Source organism: Weizmannia sp. FSL W8-0401 (assembly GCF_038009125.1).
Taxonomy (GTDB): Bacteria; Bacillota; Bacilli; order Bacillales; family Bacillaceae_C; genus Weizmannia; species Weizmannia coagulans.
In genome coordinates this window covers 2319339-2343668 of the sequence record NZ_JBBPAG010000001.1, presented here as the reverse complement: position 1 = coordinate 2343668, position 24330 = coordinate 2319339, and the positions used below count along the sequence as shown (strand labels likewise).

The following is a 24330-nucleotide window of genomic DNA, read 5'->3' as shown; positions in this document are numbered from 1 at the left end:
CCGCCCGTCTTTCCGGCCGGTATGGGGAAACTTCTATCCAAATGGGGCGCTAAGTGGATGATAAAAAAACTTCCTGATGGCGGAAAGGAAAATATGCCATAATGAACATGGAATGAAATGGGCGTGTGCACCTGCAATTTCCTTGCCGCTTTTGCACATGCCCGGGCAACGGCAAAAGACCGCGTTGCTTAAGCAGGGAGTTGAAAATGGTGGAGCAGGATTTAACACAGTTGATCCGGCAGGCAAAAGCAGGAGATACAGATGCGTTTGCCGTGCTGGTGGCCCAGTTTAAAGGGGAGGTGTTCCGGCATGCATACGCCATGACAGGCGACCGGATGGAAGCGGAAGATATCGCCCAGGAAGCGTTTGTGAAAGCCTGGTACGCCCTGGATAAACTGGAACATGCCTATGCTTTTGCCTCTTGGATGTCGAAGATCGTCTCTCATTTATGCTATGACCGGCTGAAAAAATTGCGAAAAAAAGCGGCACTTCAGGCGGAAATAGAAGAGGAGCCGCTGAGGAGGGCAACTTCCAATATCGACAGTGCCAATTTGAGATTTGACATCCGCGGCGCGATGGAAAAATTGTCGCCGGAACACCGGGCAGCGATCGTGCTGCGCGATATCCAGGGCTATTCCTATGAAGAGATCGCAGACATCTTGAACATCCCGCTTGGTACCGTCAAGTCGCGCATCAACGCAGCGAGAAATATTTTGAAAAAAGAACTTTCAAGAGGGTGATCACATGGAAACACACGTCCGGGATTTATTGCCGGCCTTCATGGATGATGCGTTAAGTGAAACGGACCGAAAAAAGGTTGAAGCCCATCTTGCCCTTTGCCCGGATTGCCGCCGCGAACTGGAAGAATTGGAGGCGGTCCAGGCGGAAATCAGCCGTTTTTACCATTCGGTTGAGGTGCCGGGAATCCAGTTTGAAAAGGCGGTTCTGGCTAAAATTATGCCGCAGGAAAAATTGGCGATGCATTACCGCGTGTTTGCCTGGTTCTTTGCGGTTTGCTGTGCCGCTTTTGTGCTTGCCACCTACCCGGTGATGAGAAAACCGTTTTATGTCGGCATGAATATTTTTCAGGCCCTCTTCAATATTCTTTCAAGCGGCTTTCATATTGCGCTTTCCATTCTTTCCGCGCTCCCGGCTTTGTCTGCGGGGATCATGGTGGTGATGGCGGTGATTTTGGCTGTCTGTATCTGGATTTTGTTCGGCCTTCTCACCATGAAGCCGGTGAAGGATTAGGGGATGGAGAAAAAAATGAAAGCCACAAAAACATTGATTTGCTTATTGTCCTTGCTCCTGCTTTTTCTGAGCGCAGGGGCGGGTTTCCACCCTGCGTTTGCAAAGGAAAAAAGAATGAGAATCATCATCCACGACCGGCATACGGTCATCCCGAAAAATGAAAAAGTTGAAAATGTCGTTGTGATCGGGAATAACGCGACCGTCGGCGGATATGTCAAAACAGCCGTCATTGTGATCAACGGGAATTTGAATATTCGAAAGTCAGCGGATATCCGCGGCTCTGTATTTGTGCTCGGCGGAAATATCAAACAGCAGCCGGGTGCCCGTGTAGCGAAACATGTCCTGTCTATCAATATGAACAATAAAACGCTTGACAGTATGATTTTTGCCGCTGTCATGCTTCTTGCCCTCTGGTTTTTCCGGCTTTCCGCAAGCCTGCTGTTGATTGTGTGCACTGTTTTGTTCGGCTTAGTCGCGCAAAAACCGCTTTTTTCCGGGATCCGGTCCTTCTACACGCGGCCCGGAAGGATGATCATTACCGGCTGCCTGCTGTCGCTTGTCGTCCTTGCGCTCAGTCTGTTTTTGACGATTACGGTGGTATTAATACCGGTTGTCCTTCTGTTATCCCTTGCTGTTTTTGTATCCCTCCTGGCAGGGCTCGTGTTTCTTGGCAGGGAAATCGGCAGCACCTTTGACGTTTTAAACGGCAGGCAGGAATGGCTGAAATTGTTAACGGGCGTGACCATCCTGGTTGCCCTTTGCAGCATCCCGCTGGTCGGGGAAGTCATTTTCCTGATTTTGTTCTGGTACTCGCTCGGGCTTTCGGTCACATGGCTATTTCAAAAATGGAGAAACAGGAAAAAACGTGCGGCCGCAAAATAAGCGGCCGCATGTTTTTTCGTGAGTACCCGGCTACGTTTTTTCATCCGGGAACCGGGCAGATCCCGATGAAAAAACAGGGAAATGCCAAAACGGTGTTTTTGTTTCCGGAAAAAAGTCTTGCATTGTTTCAATTTTTCGCAACAAATTTTTACAGTATTTTTCAAAATACGTTTAAATGGAAGAGCAGGAAAACAATGGCCGCAAATTTTTATCGCCTGTAAATGAACTTTTCTTTTTCCCTCAAAGTCTATTGTATTGTATCGAAAGGAAGCCGCATGAGAAAGAGAAGCGGCGCGTTTCCTGTAAACAGACCGAAAAGCAGAGGGGAAAAGAGAATGGCCAACAAGAAAAAAGACAAAGTGTTGATATTAACAGGCGCTTTTGGGGAAGGGCATTTGCAGGCCGCCCGGGCAATTGAACAGGCGATGAAAATTCGTTCCCCAAAAGCAGACCCGGTTGTCGTCGATTTCATGGAATGGGTCCATCCCGCATTATGCCCGGTCAGCCACTATGTTTATATGAAAGGTATTGAAAAATTCCCGAATCTTTACGGGTATCTGTACCGTAAAACGTATGGAAGGAATGCCTTGTCGAAAACATTGACCGGCTTATTTTCTACAGGGATGAGAAAGACACTACGGATGCTCGAAACGATACGCCCGTCCGTCATTGTCAGCACCTATCCTTTTGCGTCTGCCATGATTTCAAAATTAAAGGAATACGGGCTGTCCGATATCCCGCTCGTCACCGTCATTACTGACCATACACACCACAGTTCGTGGCTGCATCCGTACACAGATCATTATGTCGTCGGTTCGCATATGTTGCGCCGGCAGCTGATCAGGATCGGCATTCCTGGCCGGAAAATTTCCTGTACAGGGATCCCGATCAAACCGAGTTTCCTGAAACCAGTGAACAAGCAGGCTTTATACAAAAAATACAGCCTCGATCCGGCGTTGCCGGTTGTGCTTGTCATGGGCGGCGGGGAAGGCCTGTTCGGGGACGGGCTGTTCACGGCTGAAAAACTGGACGCGGTGCCTTTCCGCATGCAGCTATTGATCGTGTGCGGGCATAATGAAAAACTGCGCGCCCGCCTGATGGATGATCTGAAAGGGACGAAACACAAGGTTTTCGTGCTCGGCTATATTGATTATGTGTGTGATTTAATGGCCGTCTCGGACGTCATGATTACGAAACCGGGCGGCGTGACAACTGCGGAAGCATTGGCCATGGAACTGCCGATGATTTTATACAAAGCGTTGCCGGGCCAGGAAGAAGATAACGCAGCCTTTTTAACACAAGCAGGCGCAGCAGTTGAGGCACCAGATGAAGGAACGTTAATCCGGTGTTTAGCCCGCCTGAATGAAAACAGGGCACAGCTTGCGAAGATGAAAAGAAATACGCTTTCGATTCAGAACAGGGAAGCCGCTTTTCGGGTGCTTTCCGTTATTGACCAGGCAAAATATGCGCGGCTCATTCACTCGCCTGATCCGGAAATGCCGGATACCGCGCACGGAAAGTATGCAAGGATGCGAAAAAAGGCTTTGCTTGTGCATCACCCGCATGAATCTCTGGATGAAAGGAGCGGCACGGTGTGGAAGTCATCATCTGGGTATTGATTTTATTGCTTTTCATATATGCTATTATTCCATATTTTTTAGCGGCCAAACTCGGTTTCTGGGTATGTTGGAAAGGAAAAAAAGATGCGGAGATTGCGCTCACCTTTGATGACGGGCCGGACCCGGTATATACGCCGGTACTGCTTGATCTTTTAAAGCGGGAAAGAATTAAGGCCACTTTCTTTCTCGTCGGGGAAAGGGCGGCCCGGTACCCGGAAATCGTTTTGCGCATGTCGCGTGAAGGGCATTGTATCGGCCTTCATAATTATAAGCACCAGTGCAACTGGCTGATCAGCCCTTGGAAAAATGCACGCACGCTTGAGCAGTCGGCACAAATTATTGAAAATATCACCGGCGAGAGGCCGGTTTTTTACCGCCCGCCGTGGGGGATGATGCATCTGCTGGACTTTTTTCTGCACAAGCAGTTCTGCATGGTGCACTGGTCGAAAATGTTCCGTGATTGGAAGAGAAAAGGCGGTTCGGAAAAAGTTTCAAACGGCCTGATCACCCGGGTGGAAAGCGGTGATGTGATTTTGCTGCATGATTGCGGCGTCACGCCGGGCGCAGATGAAGATGCCCCGCAGTATACAATTGAAGGTTTGCGGGTTGCCATCCCGGCATTAAAAGCGCGCGGCTTCCGGTTCGTGCGGATGGACGAGATGTTTGACAAACATTCTTCTATCAAAACCAGCCATAGAAGAAAGGAAAGAAAATAGAGCCATGAATGAGAATGCCAGATTGTTTTTTATGGTCCACAACTTGTCAGGGCATGACAAATTACTGGATGGCATCATGATTTTTTTTACACAGGATGCCTTGCCGCTTTTTGCCGCTGTTTTATTGATTGTGTGGTTTTTGGGCAATGATAAAATGAAAAATATGGTGCTTTATGCCGGGATTGCCGGGATTGCCGCTTTGCTGGTCAATTTTTTGATTACGCTTGTTTATTATGAACCACGGCCATTTGCCACGTATCATACCAGCATTTTAATTCCGCATGCGGCCGATGACTCGTTTCCGAGCGACCATGCGACAGGCACGTTTGCAATGGCTTTCGCCTTATGGGTGCGGAACCGGAAACTCGGGTCAGCGATGATTCTCTGTGCCGTTTTGACCGGCATTTCCCGTGTATGGGTCGGGCACCATTATCCGGGGGATATTGCGGCAAGCATCATTGTTGCCTTGTTCACCGTATGGGCCATTCAAAAAATGAAAGGGTTGTTTGATCCGGCTTTTAGCATGCTGATCGGCTGGTATCATGACATATGCGCAAAATTTACAAAAAAAGGATATAAATGAACAATCACTCGAAAAGAGGGCGGGACACCATTTGGCACTGTGTCCCGCCCTTACCCTAAATCAATTAAAATGACGTTTGGGCACCGTTACTATTTGCGCCTCAACGTCTTTTTACATTTTATATCTATATAAGTGAACAAAATATTGCCGCGCTTTTGCCTGCTGCAAAAAGTCATCATCAGGCAAATTGGTGCCCGGGCTTTGCAAAAACTTAAGATCATTTTGTATCATGTGCATTTTAGCGTCACCGCAAACCTTTATCTGCCGGCTATTTTCTCGAAACAGCCGCCTCGACTTCGCTCATCGGAATACCGAGTGCGCGCGCGACGCCCTCGCCGTATGCCGGATCTGCATAATAACAGTTCGCAATATGGCGGAGCTGGACTTCTTTTGTCGTTCCCTGCATGCTACGTGCCGTGTTTGCAAACAGCCTGTGCTGTTCTTCCGCCGTCATCAGCCTGAACAATTTGCCGGGCTGTTCGTAATATTTGTCATCATCTTCACGGAAATTGTGATAGTCGGCTGTACCTAAAATATCGAGTGCCGGTTCTGCGTGTTCCTTGCTGTCTTCCCATTCGCCATAACTATTCGGGCTGTAGGAGACGGAGCCGCCTTCAGCCGGATTGAAAACCCGCATTGCGCCATCGCGGTGGTACGGATGGAAGTGTTCCGCTTTTTTCGGATAGTTGACAGGGATTTGCCAGTGGTTGACGCCTAACCGGTAACGTTGCGCATCGCCGTAAGAGAAAAGGCGGCCCTGCAGCATTTTATCCGGCGAGAACCCAATGCCTGGTACAATATTGGCCGGGGCGAATGCGGCCTGTTCGACTTCCGCAAAATAGTTTTCCGGGTTGCGGTTCAGTTCGACGACACCCACTTCAATGAGCGGAAAGTCTTTATGGTACCACACTTTTGTCAAGTCAAACGGATTATACGGCAGGTTTCTTGCCTCTTCTTCCGTCATCACCTGTATGTACATCGTCCAGCGCGGATAGTCGCCGTTTTCAATCGCTTCGTACAAATCGCGCTGATGGCTGTCACGGTCGCGTCCGATAATTTCCTGCGCTTCTTCGTCCGTGAGGTTTTTGATGCCCTGCTGTGTTTTAAAATGGAATTTGACCCAGACACGTTCGTTGTTGGCGTTGAACATGCTGTACGTATGGCTTCCGAACATATGCATATTCCGGTAGCTTGCCGGGATGCCGCGGTCGCTCATCGTAATCGTCACCTGGTGGAGCGCTTCAGGCAGCAGCGTCCAAAAATCCCAGTTTGCCTGCGCGCTGTGCATATTGGTGCGCGGGTTGCGTTTGACGACATGGTTCAAATCCGGGAAACGTTTCGGATCTCTGAGGAAAAATACAGGCGTGTTGTTTCCGACAAGGTCCCAATTGCCTTCTTCTGTGTAAAATTTCATCGCTGTCCCGCGGATATCGCGTTCGGCATCCGCCGCGCCGCGTTCACCGGCAACGGTTGAGAAGCGGATGAACATATCGGTTTTTTTGCCGACTTCTGAGAAGAGTTTTGCCTTCGTATATTGCGTTATATCGTTTGTCACTGTGAACGTCCCGTACGCGCCGGAACCTTTTGCATGCATCCGCCGCTCCGGGATCACTTCCCGGTCGAAATGGGCCAGCTTTTCAATAAACCAGACATCTTCCATCAATAACGGGCCTCTTTTGCCGGCGGTTTTTGAATCTGTGTCATTCGGAACCGGGGCACCGAATGCAGTTGTCATTTTTTTGTTGTCTTTTTGATCACTCATCATGTTCCCACCTTTTGCTATTTGATATCTATATTATAACTGGTTCATTATAAAAATCAATATTTATTTATAATAAATTTAAAGTAAAGATTATCATATCAATGGAAAGGAGGACTAATAGAAGTGTGAGGGAAATGTGCTATTTTCATTTGCAGCGTTTGATTATCAATTGTAGAATAGGGAAGGAGGGAGAAAAGCGTCTTTGATCGTTTTTTCGGCCGGGATGATGCCGCCTGCAGCCTGCTTTTCATAGTAGCTTTGCCGGGCATTTTTTGGTATAAATAAGTTAAACGACTGGATGAGGATGAATCACATGCTGAATGAGAAGCCAAACCTGGAGAACGATGCATCTTTTCATATTCCGGAAAGCGGTGTATTATACATACAAAAAACGCAGGCTGTCATTGAATATATGACGCAGAAATCCTGTGTATACGAAGTTCTTTCGGAGTATTTAATGATTCCGTTTGAAGCAAAGGATACTTTATTTGATATCATAAAAGATATGCCCGAAACGGTTGATCTTTTCACCAGTGTCCATCCGTCCGGATCCGGATTTTCGACGCTCTCCCTGCCGCTTTCTCAATTGAAAGAGCGCATCCGCTATGAGATGCTTGTGAAAGTGATTATTTCCGACAGCCTGACAAGTTATTTTCAGCCGATCATCCGCATTCAGGACAACCAAATATACGGCTATGAATCTTTGCTACGCACCCGTTTGCCGAACCGGAACATTCCCCCAGGCCTGTTATTTGATGCCGCCCATAAAACCGGGCTGCATTCGTTATTGGATTTGCGCGCCAGGGAAGCGGCACTGAAAGCCCGTGCTGAGAAACTGTCCCGCGGCGTGAAGAGCTTTATCAATTTTTTGCCCGCTTCGATTTATGATTACAAGTTTTGCTTGCGGCATACGTTCACTTTGATTGAACAGTACGATATTTCCCCCGAGGACCTTGTCTTTGAAGTCGTGGAAACCGAGAAGATCAACGATATCCACTTTTTAAAAATGATACTCGGGATTTACCGTGATCTTGGCGTCAGCGTGGCGCTCGATGATCTCGGTTCGGGGTACGCAACGCTTGAAACTTTGAAAATCTTAAATCCGAACTATGTGAAAATCGACCGTTTTTTTATTTCCCATTGCGACGAGAATAAGGTCAAACAGCGCTTTTTGCAGGAAGTCATGAAAATTGCGGGAGAAACCGGCATTTATGTGCTGGCGGAAGGAATTGAACGCGAAGAGGAACTGCTCTATTGCAAATCGATCGGCATGCATTTGGCGCAAGGGTACTATATTGGAAAACCTGCCCCTGAACCTGCTGCGGTCATTCCTGGAGGAAATTAGGGGCTTTCGGGTTTTGCAATGGCCGTTTTTGTAGCGTTTGCTAAAAAATGAATCTTCATTGCGTTTACGAGGCTGGACCTGAAAGATAGGTCGGCTTTTTTAATTGCTTCAGCAAGGATGCGAATCAGCGGACCTGGCAAAAAAAGAGAAACAAGCCGTACAGTGAGGTCAAATTGTTCTTTTGCGTGATGTAAAAGGACCAAAAGGAGTCGCGTTTGGGTCCGAAATGTCTTTTTGAAGCTGTCAAAAGGACAAAACACGTTGCATCCGGGTCTGAAATGTCCTTTTGAAGCCGTCAAAAGGACAAATTGACCTCCACCCGGGCCCAAAATGTCTTTTTGAAGCTGTCAAAAGGACAAAACACGTTGCATCCGGGTCTGAAATGTCCTTTTGAAGCCGTCAAAAGGACAAATTGACCTCCACCCGGGCCCAAAATGTCTTTTTGAAGCTGTCAAAAGGACAAAACACGTTGCATCCGGGTCTGAAATGTCCTTTTGAAGCCGTCAAAAGGACAAATTGACCTCCACCCGGGCCCAAAATGTCTTTTTGAAGCTGTCAAAAGGACAAAACACGTTGCATCCAGGCCCGAAATGTCCTTTTGAATCTGCCAAAAGGACAAAAGGAGCTGCATCCGGGCTCGAAATGTCCTACTTGGGGCTTGCTGAACGAATCCGATTCTGAGTTTGTACCCAATTTGTTAGCAAGCTCTTTCTCAAAATATAGAAGAATCCATCTTTAACCCTTGCACCTTGTATTAAGTTTTTCCAAATCTAGGAAGTTTGGTGATTCAGCAAGCCCTATGTTAAGGAAGCGTGGAAAAAAGTCGTTGTTCCTTCGCATAGAGCGCGTCTACGTTAAGGAAGCGTGGAAAAACGAAGGCCTTCCTTCACATAGGGTCCGTCTACGTTAAAGAAGCACGAAAAAAAGCCGGCCTCCAGCATTTTTACCAAATCTAAGAATTTTGCTTATTCAGCCCTACTTGAAAGAAGCTAAATCGAACAGGAACGGGGGTTTGAAGATAAATCCCGGCTTTCCCAAGTTTTGCCGGCTCCGACGCAAGCGCCGGTGCTGCTTCCGTTCATGCAGAAAAAAGAGGCTGCCCGGGGGCAACCTCTTTTTTCATGCTTCTTCCGGATGTTTTTCTTTTTTCCTGAACTTCATTAAAAATTCGTAGACAACCGGGACGATGATCAAAGTCAGTAAAGTGGAGCTGGTCAAGCCGCCAATTACTGTGATGCCGACCCCTTTCGAAATGAGTCCGCCGCCGCCGTAGCCCAGAGCAAGCGGGATCAGGGCAAAGATTGTTGCGAAGGCGGTCATTAAAATCGGCCGCAGCCTTGTTGCGCCTGCTTCAAGCAATGCTTCGCGGGTGGACAGCCCCGCCTTTTCTTTATGCACCACCCGGTCGATCAGCACGATGGCATTCGTCACCACGATGCCGATCAGCATCAGGGCGCCGATCATGGCGGTGACGCTAATCGTTTCATGCGCCAGGAACAGGGCTATGAGTGCACCGATCACGGCAAACGGCAGCGAGAAAAGGATGGTAAACGGCGCGAGAGCCCCGCCGAATGTAATCACGAGCACAAGATAAACGATCGCGACAGCAGCCAGCATCGCGTAACCGAGCTTTGTAAACGAGTCATTGATGTCTTCCGTTACGCCGCCGGTTTCGACATGGATGTATTTTGGAATATCGAGTTTATCCACTTTGTTTTGGACTTGTTGTGTCACTTTCGCAACGTCAGCTGTCTTGATCTTGCCGGTTACACTGGCATAGATTTTGCCGTCCCGTTTCGTAACCGCATCCGGTGTTTCGCCTTTTTTCACGTCCACGACATCTTTTAGCGCTACTTTTGTGCCGAGCGGCGATGTGACTTTTTGATTGGTCAGGTCGCCAATATTGCCGTAATGCCCGGTTTTGTTCTGTTCATATACGTTTAATTCCTCTCCGCCTTTTTCAATGGTTGTCAGCACGGTCCGGTTGCCGGTTTGCGCAAGGCCGGTTCCGAGCTGGCCGGCTGTTAACCCGAGGGCGGCCAGTTTGTCCTGGTTGGCGACAAGCGTGTATTGCTGATACGTTTCGGAAAGGCTGGTTTCAACATTTTTCAAGTTGTCATTGTTTTTCATGACTTTTTCAATTTTATGGATGACCGGTTTGATTTCATCCAGATCATTGCCATAGACATACATCGTTAATTCATCATTCGACATGGACGCGAAGTCCTGTGATTTCCATGTCCCCTGGTCCGTTCTTTGTTGCAGAGCTTTGATGACCTTTTCCGGTTCGCGGTCGAAATTTTTGGTGCCCTGGTCATATTCGACAACAAAGATGGCGGAGTTGCTGTTTGTGCTGAAAGCCGACTCCCCAATGGAATACTGCACATTTTTTACATTTTTACGGTGGATTAAGTAATCCTCCGCTTTTCCTGTAATCTTCTTCACGTCGGAAAGGGTTTCCCCCGGTTCCGGCGCATAGGTGGCATACACGACTTTCTGGCCTTCGTTTTCAATAAAGCTGACGCCGATAAGCGGGATTAAAAACAGACTGCCGATCAGAAGCAGGCATGCGGTGCCGAACGTGGCCAGCTTATGGTTGAGCGACCAGTTCAGAATCCTTTTATAAAACAAAGCGAGCTTGCCGTGGCCTTCGTTTGTGGTCCGCGTGTTTTTCTTCAGCCCGTTCTTAAATAACGAATGGGCAAACATCGGCACCACCGTGATGGCCACAAGAAGCGATGCCAGCAGGGCAAAAATCAGCGTCAGGGCAAACGGCATGAACAGCTCCCCGACCATTCCTTTCACAAGTGCAAGCGGGAGAAAGACGATGACCGTTACGATCGTGGAAGACATGACCGGTTTAAAAACTTCAACCGTCGCTTCACGGATCAGCGCTTTTCCGCGCAGTTTTTCTTCCCGCAGCGTCAAGCGCCTGTAAATATTTTCAATGACGACAATCGAGTCATCAATAACGCGCCCGATTGCCACCGTCATGGCCCCAAGTGTCATCACGTTTAATGTGATGCCAAGCTGGTGCAAAATAATAAAAGCAACCAGCACTGACAGCGGAATCGAAATGACTGCGATAATGGTTGAACGCACATTCCGCAAAGACAGCAGGATGACCACAATCGCAAACACGGCCCCGATGATTGCTTTTTCAAACATCGTTTTGACGGAGTCTTTGATAGGTGTTGCCTGGTCTAAAATGGTGGAAATTTGCGTGCCTTTATAGTCCGCTTTAAACTGTGCGGCTTTTTTATTTACTGCATCGGCAACATTCACCGTGTTTGCATCCGGAGCTTTTGTAATCTGGATGCCGATTGAATCTTTCCCGTTCGTTTTTGAAATCGATTCATGCTTGCCGACAACTTTGATATCGGCGATTTCTTTTAACGCAACGGTCGGCATACCGGTGTTGGCTTGCGTTCCTGAAGCCTGTGCACCCGAGGCCTGTGTCCCTGAGGCTTGTGCAGCACCCGGGGATTGTGTCCCTGAAGCCTGTGCGGCTGCGGACGAAGCGGAAGCTGCACCCGTTTTCGGGGTGTACGGGATTTTCAGATTCTCAAAATGCTTCAGCGATTTCACGTTTCCATCGATTTCTACTGATTTGTTTTCTTTCCCGAAGTTGATGAGGCCGAGCGGTACCGAAACGTTTGAGCCCTGGATGGCCTTTTTGACTGTATCCTCATCGAGCCCCAATGCATTCAATTTGTCCTGTTTAAAGGCCAGCTGGACTTCCTGCACATACTGGCCGGAAGCCTGAACATCGGATACGCCGTCAATGCTCTGCAGTTTTGGAACAAGATCTTCTTCGACAATTTTCGTTAAGTGCTGGAAAGACCGGCTTTTGTCCGAGACACTTAAAGACAGGATCGGAAAATCATTGATGCTGATCCTTGTTACGGACGGCTTGTCAATATTATCCGGCAGGTCCACTTTTTCCAGCGCGTCCTGGATGTCTTTTTTCGCTTGATCCATATCCGTGCCATATTTATACTCAAGCTGGATCTGGGAATTGCTTTCCGTCGAGGAAGTGGAGACCGTATTGACGCCGGTGAGGTTTTTCAGCCGTTGTTCGATCGGTTGCGTTATTTTATTTTCGACTTCTTCCGGTGTGGCACCCGGATCAGAGGCTGTCACCAGCATGTATGGCGCGTCGATATTCGGAATGGTTTCCATTTTCATATTCATGCCGGCATAAATGCCCGCACCAGCCACAATGAGGGTCATCAGCCAAATGGCAAATTTGTTGTTCAGGCAAAACTGGATGGTCTTCTTCACAGTGTTTACAACACTCCTTTGTCTGTTCGTTACAGGGCCGGAGAAAAATGGGCGACCTATCTCCATAATAGTTATACTTTTAAACCCGGAAATGCGCCAGTATTTTCCGGTATGTTTTATAAATACAGGAGAGAATGGCAGTACTTGATGCATCGCTTAAGAAAAAATATTGGAAATGAAGGACTGCCTAAAAAAAGAAGGTTGAAGCCTTTGCGCCTCAACCTTCTTCCTATGTCATTAGCCTTTTACCGGCTGTTATTTCCACGCATGCCTGAAAAAATTTTAAACAGCAGCACAATTGCGGCGATGACAAGCAGAAGATGCACAAAGGCACCGGCAATGTGAAAAACGATGCCCAAAATCCAAAGTACGAGCAAAATCCCGATGATTGTCCAGATCATATAGCCTTTTCCTTTCTAAATTAAAGTACTTTTATGTTACCCGTTCCGTTGCTTTTCAAACTTTTGCTTGCATGTTTGCCGGGCATGCGGGTGGGGAAAGATACTGGGAAACGGGGGGATTGTAATGAAAAAAAGCGGAAAGAAATGGCTGTTATGCGGGTTCCTTGTCCTGCTTGCCATTTATGCGGCTGTGATGTTGTACCATACATATAAGCCGCTGCCAAAAGGGATTTCCTATGAAGGCAAAACATATACCGTCCATGATCAAGACATCCGTTTTCTTTCGGATTTAACATACCGGGAAAAGGGGACGGGAAAAAGAAAGGTGGAGCAGGCCGTCTATCCTGAAATTTACCGGATGATTGACCAGGCCCATCAATTTATCGTCGCGGATTTATTCCTTTTTAATGGCTACCATGATCAAAAGATGAAAGTGCCGCCGCTGGCTGAAAGGCTTGCAGACCGGCTGATTGCCAAAAAAGAAAAAGAACCCGGTGTCCGCATCATCGTGATCACCGACCCGATCAATACCTCCTACGGGTCCCATGAAGCCGGCATTTTAAAACGGCTCAAGGAACATGGCATTCGTGTGGTCTTTACGCATTTGGACCCGTTACGTGACCCGACGCCGCTTTATTCCGGTATTTGGCATATGTTTTTCCAGTCGTTTGGCCAGGGCGGGACCGGCTGGCTGCCGAACGCTTTCGGGGACAATGCACCGAAAATGACGCTCCGTTCGTACCTTGAACTTTTCAATATTAAGGCGAACCACCGCAAAACGTTTACGACCGAAAACGGCACGGTCATTGCATCCGGCAACCCGCATGACGCAAGCGGCTGGCATTCCAATATCGCTTTTCTTGTTAAGGGGCCGGTCATCCGTGATGTTCTGGAATCGGAGCAGGCGGCTTCCAATATGTCGGGCGGCCCGGAACTGCCGCAATATAAAGGGAAAGAGAGGGGAAAAGGCAGGATTGCCGTCCAGCTGTTAACAGAGGGGAAAGTTTACGGCCGGATCATGAAAGAAATCAAAGCGGCAAAAAATGGTGATTCGATTTCAATGGCAATGTTTTATCTGGCTGACCGGAAAGTGGTCCGTGCGCTTGAGGAGGCATCTTCCCGCGGCGTCCGCATCCGGCTTATCCTCGACCCGAATTTAAATGCGTTCGGGCATAAAAAAATCGGGCTGCCCAACCAGCCTGTTGCACAGGAACTCGTAAAGAAAACGGATGGAAAGATCAAAATCCGCTGGTACAACACCGGGATCGAGCAATTCCATCCGAAGCTGGTCTGGATTGAAAAGCCCGGCCGTTCGCTCTTTTTCGGCGGGTCGACCAATTTAACGCTGCGCAACCTGGGCGATTATAATTTGGAGACCGATTTATTTGTGAAGGCACCGAATGATGCGGCCATCACAAAAGATATCCGCCAGTACTTCGGGCGGCTGTGGAACAATGAAGATGGCACCTTCACTGTCTCCTACAAAAAACACGAAGGCTTCTCCACTTATTTGTTAAAAGGCCTTTACCGCCTTCAGGAAGTGCTGAAACTGACAACGTATTAAAAAAGCCCGGAAAGCCTTCCCCGGCTTCGGGCCCTTTTTTTACAATGCGACATCATTTAAAAATTCGCGTACCTCTTCCGGCGACTTTGCATTTGCACTGTGTAGATGCGCTTTTTTCTCGCCGTTTTGGAAAACGAGCAGGCTCGGAATCCCCATCACCTGGTTTTCATCCGCAATCGCACGGAACTCGTCGCTGTTGATTTCATACCATTTATATTGCGGATAGTCTTTGATCACATCACCAATAAACATATCCATCACTTTGCAATCCGGACACCAGTCTGCATAAAATTTCACGATAACCGGCGCTTCTCCTCCCGTTACCGTGTTAAATTCTTCCGCACTTTTAATCGCTTCCACTTCCAGACCATCTCCATCCTTTATCATTTCTTTCTTATTGTATAAAGAGCGGCAGGCGGATTTCAACATTTTTCAACCTGCCAAAGAAATATTTCCAAAACGAAAAGGATTGTGCTTCGTCATGTATGATGTATAATAAAGCTTGTATGAAAAAATGATGGGGGCCGGTTGTTTTGGATCCGTATCATTTATTTTATTTTACGGCCGGCGGTTCCGGCATTGAGAAGTCAGGTGATGGAATTGTCTTCGCGGGATGAAGGTTCTAAAATTGATTACGGGCTGGTTTTAACGCTGATGTTGTTCTGCATTGTCAGCCTTGTTGCCATTTATACGGCTAACAGCAGTTATCTGATAAAACAAGTCATCAACTATGTGGTCGGAGCAATCATAATAGCATTGGTGATCCGCCTTGACTCCGACCAGCTGAAAAAAATATCGTGGTACGGTTACGGGTTCGGGATTTTGCTGTTGATCTTGCTGATTCTGGCGCCAGCCAGCATTGCCCCGGAGCGTAATGGCGCAAAAAACTGGTTTGTGCTCCCGGTGATTGGGACATTCCAGCCTTCTGAAATCATGAAGCCATTTTTAATTTTAGCAATGGCACGCCTTATTTCGGATCATAATGAAAAAGTGCTGAACCGGTCAGTGAAATCGGACTTCTGGCTGTTTGTGAAACTTGGCATCTGCTTGTTTGTGCCGCTCATGTTGACCATTCAACAGGATTTAGGGACGTCACTTGTGTTTATTGCCATTTTTTTCGGGCTTGTATTTGTGTCGGGCATCACATGGAAACTAATGCTTCCAATTTTCGGCAGCGGCGCGGCACTGGCGGGACTGATTTTTTATCTCGTCCTCTGGCAGCCGGCACTTCTCGAAAAATATCTTGGTGTCCGTTCGTACCAGTTTGGCCGGATCTATGCCTGGATTGATCCTTATAACTATTCCAATACGGACGGCTACCACTTGATTCAGTCTCTTTTGGCCATTGGTTCCGGCCAGACGTTTGGAAAAGGGCTTGGCACAACCGAAGTGAGCCTTCCGGAAAACCAGACGGACTTTATTTTCAGCGTGATCGGCGAGCAGTTCGGCTTTATCGGCGGGAGCATTGTCATCGGCCTGTTTTTTATGCTTATTTACCATATCATAAAAGCAGGGCTTGAGACGAAAAATGATTTTTATTCCTACATTTGCGCCGGTGTCATTGCGATGATTACGTTCCACGTGTTTGAAAATATCGGCATGACGATACAGGTGCTGCCGATTACCGGGATCCCGCTGCCGTTTATCAGCTACGGGGGGAGTTCGCTGATAGGGAATATGCTTGCGGTCGGATTTATTTTTTCAATCCGTTACCATTACAGAAAATATATGTTTTCCAACGAAAAATAAAAAACAGGCGGCCCCGTGCCGCCTGTTTTTTACGGCTATTGCACCTTCCCGCCATACGGGAACTGCGAAGCATAGCCCTGGTGCTGCTGGTAAGACTGCTGCAGTTTTTGCTGTTCTGCTGCTTCCATACTGTACCAGCCTTTTTGGAACATCGTCTCATACAATTTGCGCTGCTCATTCTGTGTTTCCGTAAAAATGGCCAGGAGATCGCGATACAGTTTTTCGTGGCTCGCTTCGTTCATGGCGGTATGATAAGAAGCAGTCATGTATTTTTCCATCGAAAGCAGGTCATTGGCAAGATCGCGGTCGTTCATTTCCGGTGTTTCAGGAAATTGTGTTTTCGGGTTTTGAATTTTTTGCTGCTGCTGTTGGGAATCCATATGTTGTACCTCCTTTTTAAAATGGTCGTATGACGCGCGCTCCGCATTCAGGTATCTCTGCCGCCAAACCCGGGCAGGGCTTGGGCTGGTGAGCTCCCGTTTTCCGTTAAGCCCGGCTGCCGGGGCAGTCAGTGCTTGCTTCAGGCTGGGAAGTGCGGTTGCCCCGGACGGACAGCCTCCCTTCATGCAGGCTTTTTTCTAGGGATCGGGCTGTGCGCGCATTCCGGGGCGGGCTGCGAACGCCTGCTTTTCATGAACTGGAAAAGCGGGTTTCGCTTTTTGTGGCGGGCCGGCATTCTTTTTTGTTATTGCAAGTGGCTTTTCAAATGCCCCAAAATCTGGTTGTAGTGGCGCTGGTGCATTTGCCCGCACGCTTCAAAAACGGCTTTCAATTCATTGTCCTGGCAGCGTGTTGCCGCATCATGCGCTTTTTTCATCGCCAGCAGATTCCAGGCCAGCATATCATCCACATAGGCCAAATCTTTTGTTGACATACGATCGGGCGGAGCGTTGTAAACCGTTTGCCCGCTTTGCTGCTGTGAAAAAGGCTGTTGTTGCATTCCATTTCCTCCTTTATCCAAGTCTCCCTTTATTGTTTGAAGGAGCTGCGGATCCTATGCAGCCGCCTGCTTATTTTTTGTACTGGTTGTTTTGGCTGTTTACTTTTCCGCCGCCGTCACGCTCCACTGTCGGGCCGGCATTGCCTTTTACGCTTGCCGCGCTCACACCCGCTTTTGACGGGTTTTTCTTCAGCTTCGCCATTGGTTCACCTCCCCGCGATTTTCGTTTAGCTTGCCCAAAATGGTATGGGCATATAAAAAATTTTAAAAAAATGGCGATTTTTTGAGATGAAGTGATTGATAGAATGAAAAAATTCGTATATATTATTATTAAAGATGAAAGCGTTATTTTTTTAAGCGCTTAATGAATGAGCATTCATTCAAAAGAAAGGGGATGCACTATGCGGTATACCATTCAAAAAGCGGCTGTCATCGGTTCCGGCGTGATGGGATCGGGCATCGCCGCACATCTGGCAAACATCGGGATTCCGGTATTTTTGCTTGACATCGTCCCGAACGCACTCACGGAAGCGGAGAAAGCAAAGGGGTACACATTGGAGGACAAAGCCGTCCGAAACCGCTTCAGCCAGTCTGCGCTCAAGAAGCTGTTAAAACAAAAACCGGCCCCGCTCACATCGAAAAAAAGCCTCGCGCTCATCGAAGCGGGCAACCTGGAAGACGACCTTGAACGGCTGAAAGAAGCAGACTGGATAATTGAAGTGGTCACAGAACGTTTGGATATTAAAAAATCAGTATTTGAAAAAGTGGAACGCTTCCGCCGGCCAGGGACCATTGTAAGTTCAAACACATCCGGCATTTCGATCGAAGCGATGGCAGAAGGGCGGAGCGAAGATTTCAGAAAGCATTTTCTCGGGACCCACTTTTTTAACCCGCCGCGCTATTTGAAACTGCTCGAAGTGATCCCGACCGCTGACACCGACCCGGACGTCACTTCATTTATGAAGCAGTTCGGCGAGGACGTGCTCGGAAAAGGCGTCGTGCTTGCAAAAGATACGCCAAACTTTATTGGCAACCGCATCGGTACATACGGCCTGCTTGTCACCGTGCGGGAGATGATGAAAGGCGGCTACACGGTCGGCGAAGTCGATTCCGTGACAGGCCCGGTGATCGGCCGGCCAAAAAGCGCAACATTTCGGACGCTCGATGTGGTCGGGATCGATACGTTCGTCCATGTTGCGAATAACGTGTATGAAAAAACGGAAGGCGAAGAAAAAGAAGTTTTTAAAGTGCCGGCATTCATGCACAAACTCGTTGAAAACGGCTGGCTTGGCAGCAAAACCGGCAAAGGCTTTTATGAAAAAAAAGGAAAAGAAATCTATGAATTAAATCCGGAAACACTGGAATACGGCGAACGCACGAAAATGAAAGCGGCTTCTTTGGAAGCGGCCCGGCAGGCAAAAGGAACCGCCAATAAAATCAAAACGATTGTGTATGCGGATGACCGTGCCGGACAGCTGCTCTGGAATATTCTCGCGCCTTGCCTTGTGTATTCGGCAGAACTTTCAGGCGTGATTGCCGACGATATTCTCGCCATCGACCAGGCGATGAAATGGGGCTTCGGCTGGAAATTCGGCCCGTTTGAAACATGGGATGCAATCGGCGTTGAAAAATCCGTGCAAAAAATGGAGCAGGACGGCCTTCAAGTGCCCGGCTGGGTGAAAGGCATGCTGGAAAAAGGCTTTACGTCTTTTTACAAAGAAGAAAACGGCGCCGTCTCGTACTATGACAACGGAGCATACAAGCCGGTTCCAGCCAATCCGAAAGAAATCAATCTCAAAACTTTGAAAACGCAGGGCAAAGTGCTGAAAGAAAATGCCGGCGCAAGCTTAATCGACATCGGCGACGGGGTGCTGCTGCTTGAATTCCATTCAAAAAGCAACGCAATCGGGCTCGACATTTTGCAAATGATCAATTATGCCGTGGACGAAGCAGAGAATCATTACAAAGGGATTGTGATCGGCAACCAGGGCAAAAACTTCTGTGTCGGCGCAAACCTTGCTTTGATGCTGATGGAAGCGCAGGATGACAATATCTTTGAACTTGACATGGTCGTCCGCCAGTTCCAGAACACGATGATGAAGATCAAATACAGCCAAAAACCGGTTGTTGCAGCACCGTTTGCGATGACTTTGGGCGGCGGCGCGGAGGTGTGCCTGCATACGGCGCATATCCAGGCGGCAAGCGAAACGTATATGGGCCTTGTCGAAACGGGCGTCGGCCTGCTTCCGGGCGGAGGCGGCAACAAAGAGCTGTACATCAAGCATTTGAAAAACATTCCGGAAGGCGTACAGTTCGACTTGCAAAATGTCGTGAACAAAGTCTTTGAAACGATTGCGATGGCGAAAGTGTCCACTTCTGCTGAAGAAGCGCGCGAGTCCGGCTTCCTTGACCGGACGGACGGGGTCAGCTTTAACCAGGACCATCTGATTTATGATGCAAAACAGGCTGTGCTGCGCCTTGCTGACGCAGGGTACAAACCGCCTGTCCGCGAAAAAGTGCCGGTCACAGGCGAATCCGGTTATGCAGCGTTGTTGCTTGGGGCCCAGCAATTGCATCTGTCGGGCTATATTTCCGACTATGACCTTGAAATCGCGAAAAAGATCGCCTTTGTGCTTTCAGGCGGGAAAGTGCCGTTCGGGACAAAAGTGGATGAACAATACCTGCTCGATTTGGAAAGGGAAGCGTTCCTGAGTCTGATTGCACAGCCAAAAACACAGCAGCGGATGCAGCACATGCTGTTAAAAGGAAAACCGTTACGGAATTAGAGCCCCGCGGATTGGCGAATGCCGGTCCCCTGGCAGGAAAAGATTCCGCCCGAATTTTTCATATAAAACATAAAGGGGTTTTCCCGGGGAATGCAACTGTATATGGGAAAACCCCGATCCATCACCCCGGGCGGTGATGGAAGGGCCTTTTACAAAAACACGGAAAGAGGGGAATGTGATGAGGGAAGCTGTCATTGTTGCAGGGGCGAGAACGCCGGTCGGCAAAGCGAAAAAAGGGACGCTTGCACAAACACGGCCGGATGATCTAGGTGCGCTTGTCGTAAAAGAAACGTTGAAACGAGCCGGCAACTATGAAGGAAATATTGATGATTTGATTATCGGCTGCGCCATGCCGGAAGCGGAGCAGGGGCTCAATATGGCGCGCAATATCGGGGCCCTGGCAGGATTGCCGGATACGGTGCCGGCCATTACGATCAACCGGTACTGCTCGTCCGGGCTGCAGGCGATTGCCTACGGCGCCGAAAGGATCATGCTCGGCCACGCTGACACGATCATTGCCGGCGGTGCGGAATCGATGAGCCTTGTCCCGATGATGGGCCATGTCGTCCGCCCGAATGTGCGCCTCGCAGAAACTGCGCCGGAATACTATATGGGCATGGGGCATACGGCCGAAGAAGTCGCCAAAAAATTCGGCGTCAGCCGCGAAGACCAGGATGCCTTCAGCGTGCGCAGCCACCAAAAAGCGGCAAAAGCGATTGCAGAAGGCAAATTCAAAGACGAAATTGTGCCGGTTGAGGTCACATTGCGTTCGGTCGGCGAAGACAACAAACTTGTTGAAAAGAAAGTCGTCTTTTCGCAGGATGAAGGGGTCCGGCCGGATACAAATGTGGAAACGCTCGGAAAACTGCGCCCGGCATTCTCGGTAACCGGAACCGTTACGGCCGGGAACTCGTCGCAAACAAGCGACGGCGCGGCTGCGGTGATGCTGATGGATAAAGAAAAAGCTGAATCGCTTGGGCTCAAAGCACTGTTGAAATTCCGCTCGTTCGCGGTTGCCGGGGTGCCGCCTGAAATCATGGGGATCGGCCCGGTGGAAGCTGTGCCGAAAGCTTTGAAACTGGCAGGGTTGGACCTTGAGGATATCGGGTTGTTCGAACTGAATGAAGCCTTTGCTTCCCAGTCCATCCAGGTGATCCGCCAGCTCGGCCTGAATGAAGACATCGTCAATGTCAACGGCGGCGCAATTGCCCTCGGCCACCCGCTCGGCTGCACTGGCGCCAAGCTGACGTTAACGCTTGCCCATGAAATGAAGCGCAGAAACGTGCAGTTCGGCGTCGTCACGATGTGTATCGGCGGCGGTATGGGTGCAGCTGGTGTATTTGAACTCGTGTCTTGATGGCAATGGACCAAAGCAGGCGGCCAGCCGGTTTCAAATGGAAACGTGCAGGTACCGGACCATGGCAAGGTTTTGAAATGGATGGATACCAGGGCTAAAAGCAGAGCAGCAGGTTCCAAGCGGCAAGAGACCGGACCAGGGTAAAAAGCGGATCAGCTGTCTCTATCCTAAAAATATACGCTGGATGATTTTCATTTTTCCGCTGGTGCCGCGTTCACTGCAGAATGGGCGTTTAAAGGCAAAACGCCGGAGCCGGACCTGGCCTGTTGAATTGTTTTTAATGGAGATAAGAGCCGCGGAGCACATCTGGGGCCGCTCATTACAGATAAAAAGGAGAGGAATTGTAAATGGCGAACAAAACGGATGCATTTGTAAAAGGCGGTAGTTTTTTAATTGATGACATTACACCGGATCAAGTATTTACGCTGGAAGAGCTGACAGAAGAACAAAAAATGATCGCCAAAACGGCGGAAGACTATACGAACAATGAAGTGGTCCCACAAATTGAATATTTGGAAAACCATGAATTTGACCGCTCTGTTAAATTGCTGAAAAAAGCAGGCGAACTCGGGCTTTTGAGCGCCGATGTGCCGGAAGAATACGGCGGCCTTGCCCTTGATAAAGTAAGCTCCGCCCTGATTTCCGAAAGGCTCGCAAAAGTCGGCGGCTTTGCCATCTCCCACGGCGCGCACGTCGGCATCGGCTCGCTTCCGATCGTTTTGTTCGGCAACGAAGAACAAAAGAAAAAATATTTGCCGAAACTCGCAACCGGCGAATGGCTTGCGGCTTATGCCTTAACGGAACCAAGCTCGGGGTCGGACGCACGGAGCGCCAAAACCGTTGCAAGATTAAACGAAGCCGGCACGCATTATATTTTAAACGGGGAAAAACAATGGATCACGAACGCCGGCTTTGCTGATGTTTTCACCGTGTATGCGCAGATTGACGGCGACAAGTTCACGGCCTTTATCGTGGAACGCACATTCCCGGGCGTTTCAACGGGCGCGGAAGAAAAGAAAATGGGGATTAAATCTTCTTCCACAAGGACGCTTATCCTAGAAGACGTGCCGGTGCCGGTTGAAAACGTGCTTGGGGAAATCGGCAAAGGGCATAAAATTGCATTTAACATTTTGAACATCGGCCGTTATAAACTGGGCGTCGGCGCGGTCGGCTCCAGCAAGCACGTGCTCGAAATCGCCGTCAAATACGCGAACGGCCGCCAGCAGTTCAAAACGCCGATCTCGCAGTTTAACCTGACAAAAGAAAAATTCGGCACGATGGCATCCAAACTGTACGCAGCCGAAAGTTCCGTCTACCGGACAGTCGGATTGTTTGATGAAAGAATGAGCCATTTTACGCCGGAAGAAGAAAAAGACGGGCGGGCAGTGGCCAATGCGATCGCCGAGTATGCGATTGAATGCTCGCTGAACAAGTTCTTTGCTTCCGAAGTGCTGGACTATGTCGTCGATGAAGCGGTGCAAATCCACGGCGGTTACGGCTTTATGGATGAATACGAAGTCTCGCGTGCCTATCGCGATTCCCGGATTAACCGGATTTTTGAAGGGACAAACGAAATCAATCGCCTGATCGTGCCGGGCACATACGTGAAAAAAGCGTTCAGCGGGGAACTGCTGCTGTTGCAAAAAGCGCAAAGCCTGCAGGAAGAGCTCATGATGATGATGCCGGAACAAGTCGGCGACGCGCCGCTCGAGCAGGAAAAATATCTCGTCCGCAACATGAAGAAGGTTACCCTGCTTGTTGCCGGTACCGCCCTGCAAACGTACGGCAAAAAATTCGAAAACGAACAGGAACTGCTTGCCAACGTGGCAGATCTCGTTTCGAATGTATATGCCGCAGAGTCATGCGTGCTCCGGACGGAAAAAGCAATCAACAAAGACGGTGCCGAAAAACATAACCAAAAGCTGCTCTATACCCAAATTTTCACTCAGGAAGCGTTCAATCAATGCGAACAAATTGCAAAAGAATCGCTCGCAGCCTGCCTTGAAGGCGACCAGCTGCAAATGACGCTTTCCGCCCTCCGCAAGCTGGCACGCCATACGCCAACCAACGTCATTGCGAAAAAACGCGAAGCCGCGGATAGAATTATCGAAGCAGAACGCTATGTGCTGTAATGCAAAAAGGGATTTCCGGCCCGCCGGAGTCCCTTTTCTTTTGCATCGCCGGGGAAAATCGGCTAACATACAGATAAGACAAGATGATGACAGGAGTGGACAAAATGGCCCTTACTTTCTATTGGTATCCGAAATGTGGGACTTGCCGGAAAGCGAAAAAATGGCTGGACGAACATGGCATTGCCTATGAAGCGGTGCACATTGTCGAAAATCCGCCTTCAAAAGCGCTTCTTAAGGACTTTTATGAAAAAAGCGGGCTGCCGATCAAAAGGCTGTTCAACACGAGCGGGCAGAAGTACCGCGAACTCGGTTTGAAAGATAAGATCCCGGAAATGAGCGATGAAGAAGCGCTTGAACTGCTGGCTTCCGACGGCATGCTGATCAAACGGCCGGTTCTTGCGGGCGATGCCTTTGCCATGTTCGGCTTTAAAGAAGATGCCTATGAAAAATTATTGAAAAAGTGATTGATTTAAGTGCTTGTTTTCGGTAATTTAAAACTGAAGGCTATTACGGATACATAACGGAGGGATTGAGATGGCGGTACCTGAAGAACTGCGGTATACGGATGATCATGAGTGGGTGAAAGAAGAAGACGGCCATGTCCGGATCGGCATCACTGATTTTGCCCAGGCCGAACTCGGCGATATCGTATTTGTTGAACTGCCAGAAGAAGGCGATGAAGTTTCGGCGAAAGAACCGTTTGGCAGTGTCGAATCCGTGAAAACGGTATCGGAACTGTACGCGCCGGTCAGCGGCAAAGTCGTTGCGGTTAATGCCGACTTGAGCGATAACCCGGAATTCGTCAACGAATCCCCGTATGAAAAAGCGTGGATGATTGTCGTTGAACCGGCCGACTCTGCTGAACTGGATGATTTGCTGACGGCGGAACAGTACGAGGAAATGATCAACGAAGCATAAAATAACTGGCACTGCACTCCAAGCTGCGGTGCCTTTTTGTG

The 24330-nt window shown here is 48.9% G+C and carries 21 protein-coding genes; 14 read left to right on the top strand and 7 right to left on the bottom strand.

What is annotated here, in order from left to right:
• Positions 1–206: 206 nt before the first annotated feature.
• The 6 genes from NSU00_RS11555 (at position 207) to NSU00_RS11530 (ending at position 5051) form a co-directional block, all read left to right on the top strand.
• A complete protein-coding gene (locus NSU00_RS11555; RefSeq protein ID WP_340703703.1) occupies positions 207–740 on the top strand; it encodes an RNA polymerase sigma factor in 534 nt (177 codons plus the stop codon).
• A gap of 4 nt (positions 741–744) precedes the next feature.
• Positions 745–1251, top strand: coding sequence for an anti-sigma factor family protein (locus NSU00_RS11550; RefSeq protein ID WP_340702843.1), 507 nt, complete (start codon positions 745–747; stop codon positions 1249–1251).
• A gap of 3 nt (positions 1252–1254) precedes the next feature.
• Entirely contained in the window at positions 1255–2133 is an 879-nt protein-coding gene (locus NSU00_RS11545) for a hypothetical protein (RefSeq protein ID WP_340703702.1), read from the top strand.
• Between the two features lie 335 nt (positions 2134–2468).
• Positions 2469–3752: an MGDG synthase family glycosyltransferase gene (locus NSU00_RS11540; protein ID WP_340703701.1), complete on the top strand. Its 1284-nt coding sequence runs from the start codon at positions 2469–2471 to the stop codon at positions 3750–3752.
• Positions 3728–4468 (top strand): polysaccharide deacetylase family protein, encoded by a 741-nt coding sequence (locus NSU00_RS11535; protein WP_029142160.1) that lies wholly within the window; start codon positions 3728–3730, stop codon positions 4466–4468. The genes NSU00_RS11540 and NSU00_RS11535 overlap by 25 nt, the downstream gene beginning before the upstream one ends.
• 76 nt (positions 4469–4544) lie before the next feature.
• Positions 4545–5051 carry an undecaprenyl-diphosphatase gene (locus NSU00_RS11530; RefSeq protein ID WP_328196091.1) on the top strand — a complete coding sequence of 169 codons (507 nt, stop codon included), beginning with the start codon at positions 4545–4547 and terminating at the stop codon, positions 5049–5051.
• 268 nt (positions 5052–5319) lie between these two features.
• On the opposite strand, the gene NSU00_RS11525 is transcribed toward NSU00_RS11530, so the two are convergent.
• Positions 5320–6813, bottom strand: coding sequence for a catalase (locus tag NSU00_RS11525; RefSeq protein ID WP_285958777.1), 1494 nt, complete (start codon positions 6811–6813; stop codon positions 5320–5322).
• A gap of 313 nt (positions 6814–7126) precedes the next feature.
• Between NSU00_RS11525 and NSU00_RS11520 the strand changes: the two genes are divergently transcribed.
• Positions 7127–8158 carry an EAL domain-containing protein gene (locus NSU00_RS11520; RefSeq protein WP_340702840.1) on the top strand — a complete coding sequence of 344 codons (1032 nt, stop codon included), beginning with the start codon at positions 7127–7129 and terminating at the stop codon, positions 8156–8158.
• A gap of 1119 nt (positions 8159–9277) precedes the next feature.
• Here the strand turns inward: NSU00_RS11520 and NSU00_RS11515 are convergent.
• Both NSU00_RS11515 and NSU00_RS11510 read right to left on the bottom strand, forming a co-directional pair.
• Positions 9278–12442: an efflux RND transporter permease subunit gene (locus NSU00_RS11515; protein WP_340703700.1), complete on the bottom strand. Its 3165-nt coding sequence runs from the start codon at positions 12440–12442 to the stop codon at positions 9278–9280.
• Positions 12443–12687: 245 nt separating this feature from the next.
• Positions 12688–12843 carry a lmo0937 family membrane protein gene (locus NSU00_RS11510; RefSeq protein WP_014097513.1) on the bottom strand — a complete coding sequence of 52 codons (156 nt, stop codon included), beginning with the start codon at positions 12841–12843 and terminating at the stop codon, positions 12688–12690.
• A gap of 124 nt (positions 12844–12967) precedes the next feature.
• On the opposite strand from NSU00_RS11510, the gene NSU00_RS11505 reads away from it, so the two are divergent.
• Positions 12968–14407 carry a phospholipase D family protein gene (locus NSU00_RS11505; RefSeq protein ID WP_340702838.1) on the top strand — a complete coding sequence of 480 codons (1440 nt, stop codon included), beginning with the start codon at positions 12968–12970 and terminating at the stop codon, positions 14405–14407.
• A gap of 39 nt (positions 14408–14446) precedes the next feature.
• Here the strand turns inward: NSU00_RS11505 and NSU00_RS11500 are convergent, their stop codons facing one another.
• Positions 14447–14767 (bottom strand): thioredoxin family protein, encoded by a 321-nt coding sequence (locus NSU00_RS11500; protein WP_029142407.1) that lies wholly within the window; start codon positions 14765–14767, stop codon positions 14447–14449.
• 168 nt (positions 14768–14935) lie between these two features.
• Here NSU00_RS11500 and NSU00_RS11495 point away from each other — a divergent pair, with 168 nt between their 5' ends.
• Entirely contained in the window at positions 14936–16156 is a 1221-nt protein-coding gene (locus NSU00_RS11495) for an FtsW/RodA/SpoVE family cell cycle protein (RefSeq protein WP_080588400.1), read from the top strand.
• 35 nt (positions 16157–16191) lie between these two features.
• On the opposite strand, the gene NSU00_RS11490 is transcribed toward NSU00_RS11495, so the two are convergent.
• From NSU00_RS11490 to NSU00_RS11480, 3 genes are all read right to left on the bottom strand, one after another.
• Positions 16192–16536: a spore coat protein gene (locus tag NSU00_RS11490; protein WP_013860152.1), complete on the bottom strand. Its 345-nt coding sequence runs from the start codon at positions 16534–16536 to the stop codon at positions 16192–16194.
• Positions 16537–16841: 305 nt separating this feature from the next.
• On the bottom strand, positions 16842–17096 hold the full coding sequence (locus NSU00_RS11485; protein WP_017554854.1) for a hypothetical protein: 255 nt from the start codon (positions 17094–17096) through the stop codon (positions 16842–16844).
• Between the two features lie 70 nt (positions 17097–17166).
• The gene (locus tag NSU00_RS11480; protein WP_013860151.1) at positions 17167–17298 is read right to left on the bottom strand and encodes a YuzL family protein; all 132 of its coding nucleotides are present in this window, start codon (positions 17296–17298) and stop codon (positions 17167–17169) included.
• 199 nt (positions 17299–17497) lie between these two features.
• Here NSU00_RS11480 and NSU00_RS11475 point away from each other — a divergent pair, with 199 nt between their 5' ends.
• The 5 genes from NSU00_RS11475 (at position 17498) to gcvH (ending at position 24289) form a co-directional block, all read left to right on the top strand.
• Positions 17498–19882: a 3-hydroxyacyl-CoA dehydrogenase/enoyl-CoA hydratase family protein gene (locus NSU00_RS11475; protein ID WP_340703699.1), complete on the top strand. Its 2385-nt coding sequence runs from the start codon at positions 17498–17500 to the stop codon at positions 19880–19882.
• Positions 19883–20060: 178 nt separating this feature from the next.
• Positions 20061–21239, top strand: coding sequence for an acetyl-CoA C-acetyltransferase (locus NSU00_RS11470; RefSeq protein ID WP_013860149.1), 1179 nt, complete (start codon positions 20061–20063; stop codon positions 21237–21239).
• 347 nt (positions 21240–21586) lie between these two features.
• Positions 21587–23371 carry an acyl-CoA dehydrogenase family protein gene (locus NSU00_RS11465; protein WP_340703698.1) on the top strand — a complete coding sequence of 595 codons (1785 nt, stop codon included), beginning with the start codon at positions 21587–21589 and terminating at the stop codon, positions 23369–23371.
• Positions 23372–23475: 104 nt separating this feature from the next.
• A complete protein-coding gene (locus NSU00_RS11460) occupies positions 23476–23835 on the top strand; it encodes an arsenate reductase family protein (RefSeq protein WP_029142403.1) in 360 nt (119 codons plus the stop codon).
• A gap of 70 nt (positions 23836–23905) precedes the next feature.
• Positions 23906–24289 (top strand): glycine cleavage system protein GcvH, encoded by a 384-nt coding sequence (gene gcvH / locus NSU00_RS11455; protein ID WP_017554848.1) that lies wholly within the window; start codon positions 23906–23908, stop codon positions 24287–24289.
• Positions 24290–24330: the final 41 nt, after the last annotated feature.